Raw genomic sequence first — 2,641 nt, 5'->3', positions numbered from 1 at the left:
GTATATGGTAAATAACTCGTCCTCCCGAAAAAGATATGCCAGCCCGAAGGCTGGCACTGAGCTTTACCTTGATTTAGTTTTTCGACAGTGATCCGGCAGTTCTTCAGACCATGGCATTAAAGTTTTTAACACCTCTGTTGGAACATCGTTTCGTGGATACTTCACAAGTTCTGTCAACAGGTAGCAGAAGTACTCGTATGGTTTCAGGCTGTTTGCCTTGGCACTTTCTGCAATACTGTATAAGAGAGCACTCGCTTTGGCTCCTTTTGTAGAATCAATGATATGCCAGGAATGTTTTCCAACGCAGAAAGACTTGATACTACGCTCTGCATCGTTGTTATCCAGCGGAAGAAGCGGATCTTCCAGGAATCTTCGAAGGTATATTTCCTGATTGATCGAATAATTGATTGCTTCTTTTAACTTGGAGCTTGCGTTTGATTTTCCCTGTAATGTTTTCAGCCACGCAAAATAGGCATCGACAAGAGGCTTTACAGAGCGCTGTCTGTTATCTAATCTCTCTTTTGCCGATGATTCTTTATACATGTTGTCCAAATGATACATCGCGTCGATCCGTTTGACTGCTTCAGCAGCAACTGCCTGTCCTGGCGTGAGCGGCGTATTCTTCTTCACAGCTTTTATGATCTCTGTGAATTTCCGTCTTGCATGAGCATAACATCCGGCCACCTGGATCCTATCACTTTTTTTCATAAGCGTATGATACGGCTGGTAACCATCGGTTACGAGTGTCCCTTGATATCCAGATAGATATTTTTCCAGGACTTCGCCGCTTCTGCCACCCAGATATTCATATAGGAAGAGTGGATGGGTATCGCTTCCACCAGGAGAATGGAACACCCACATATATTCCTTGCTGTGCTGAGGCATGATAAATGGTGTTTCATCACAATGGATATGGTGGGATTCCATAATCTCTGCTTTCATCAGATCATGAACCGGCTGCAGATAATACTCACTGAGACGGATCATCCATCCTGCCATATCCTGCCGCGGAATGTTGACATCATTTCGAAGGAATTCTTCAGAAAGACGGTTCAAAGGTACCGCATTTACATACTTTGCATTAAACACGGCAGCTGCCAGTTCCGGGGTAAGAATACTATGTGCCAGCAGACGTTCCGGTGCTTTTGCACGCAGAAAACTGCCGCAATCAGAATTCCCGGCATATACTTTGATATGATGTTCCAATACTTTAAATCTGGCTGGAATATACTGAAGTTCTTTATATACTTCATCTTCCATAGGATGCCATCCTTTTGGAAAGTGTTCCCGTAATTCTTCTTCGGAACAATCGTGGTTGATCACTTCAACTTCGATGTTCTGAAGATTCAGGTCACGTTTTCCTTTGGTTCTCTTTCTGCGGACAACGACTTTTTCAATGTCAGGTTCATCAGGAATACCGTTTTCTACAAGTGCCTCTGCTTCATTCAGGACACACATGTTTTCAAGAGAAAACGACAGTTGTCCCATAACCTGTTTGTCAGTTTCCGTTCTTTTTCCAAAACGCTGTTGTGTCAGGATTGCAATCTGTTCCTGAAGATCTTCAATCTGATGGATCAGCCTTTCATTCTGATCCTGGATCTTCTGGCTCTGTGCAGATAAAATCGTAAAGCTTTCGCTCATCTGTATGTACAGCAATGCTATGGCATTCTTCGGCATCTTATTCAGTTCGTCCAGGGTTAAAGTAATGTTTTCCATGAATCCATTATACCACAGATGGCACTGAAAAACCCTTTATTTCAGGCATTTCAGGGAAATTTAGATAACTTATAAAACTGTCAATGTACATATATAAAACAGAACTAATAAAGCTCTGGTTTCACCTTGTGTATTACTTTTTTCTGTTCAATGGAAAGTCCTTCCATCAGCCATCGGTACTGTTGAGGGGTAAGGTCTCTGGCTTCTTTTTCACTTCTTGGCCATTGAAGTTTTCCATCGGTAAATCTTTTATAGCATAGAAGCCAGCCATCGCCTTCGTAGAGTAAGACTTTCATCCGGTCATTTCTGCGTCCACAGAACAGAAAGATGGATCCCGCTTCGGTTGGATCCAGGCCAAATGTTCCGGTAACAATAGAGATCAATCCATCAATTCCTTTTCGGAGATCCGTATATCCGGTACATAAGTAAACGTGTTGGAAGCCGGAAGCATCATTAAGCATGACGTATGATTTCCAGCATTCTGGATATCAGTTCTGATGACGAGTTTTCGTTCATATAGAACTCAATCTCATTTATTTTAATAATCATCTGAGTTTCAAATGCAGAGGTTCCTTTTTCAATTGTTTTGGCTGGTATCTGTTCTGATGTCAGAGCAGGAAGTTCTACAAAACCAGCCTGTGTTAAAGCTGCTTCTTTTACTTTACGCAGCCAATAATAATAGGCATCTCTGGATAACCCGTGCTGTTCACAATAAATATCAACTTTCTGGCCACTGGCTTTGCAGTCTTTTATAATTGCAGCCCATTCGTTCAATCGGATTTGTCTGGTGGCTAACTTGGTGTTCATGATCAATACCTCCTGTGGTGTTTTTCGTAAAAAGTGTGAAACACACTTTTTACACTCTACACACCATTATCCCAGATTTTGGAGATGTCAGGAAGTTGACGGGTTATTCACCATTTAC

The 2,641-nt window shown here is 42.0% G+C and carries 3 protein-coding genes; all 3 read right to left on the bottom strand.

The features are described from left to right. Window positions 1–63 precede the first annotated feature (63 nt). On the bottom strand, window positions 64–1,716 hold the full coding sequence (gene tnpC, locus PGS38_RS17370; RefSeq protein WP_118640494.1) for an IS66 family transposase: 1,653 nt from the start codon (window positions 1,714–1,716) through the stop codon (window positions 64–66). Between the two features lie 104 nt (window positions 1,717–1,820). Then, window positions 1,821–2,177, bottom strand: a complete 357-nt coding sequence (gene tnpB / locus PGS38_RS17365; RefSeq protein ID WP_118640493.1) for an IS66 family insertion sequence element accessory protein TnpB — start codon at window positions 2,175–2,177, stop codon at window positions 1,821–1,823. Then, window positions 2,170–2,523, bottom strand: coding sequence for an IS66 family insertion sequence element accessory protein TnpA (tnpA, locus tag PGS38_RS17360; RefSeq protein ID WP_118640492.1), 354 nt, complete (start codon window positions 2,521–2,523; stop codon window positions 2,170–2,172). Before tnpA ends, tnpB begins: the two co-directional genes overlap by 8 nt. Between the last annotated feature and the right edge of the window lie 118 nt (window positions 2,524–2,641).

This window comes from Fusicatenibacter saccharivorans (genome assembly GCF_027667425.1).
GTDB lineage: Bacteria > Bacillota > Clostridia > Lachnospirales > Lachnospiraceae > Fusicatenibacter > Fusicatenibacter saccharivorans.
This window is presented reverse-complemented; position numbering and strand designations above follow the sequence as displayed.

What these genes read in the sequence shown, in the direction of transcription:
- tnpC (WP_118640494.1), bottom strand. Translation starts at nt 1,716, where the DNA reads ATGGAAAACATTACTTTAACCCTGGACGAACTGAATAAGATGCCGAAG.
- tnpB (WP_118640493.1), bottom strand. Translation starts at nt 2,177, where the DNA reads ATGCTTAATGATGCTTCCGGCTTCCAACACGTTTACTTATGTACCGGA.
- tnpA (WP_118640492.1), bottom strand. Translation starts at nt 2,523, where the DNA reads ATGAACACCAAGTTAGCCACCAGACAAATCCGATTGAACGAATGGGCT.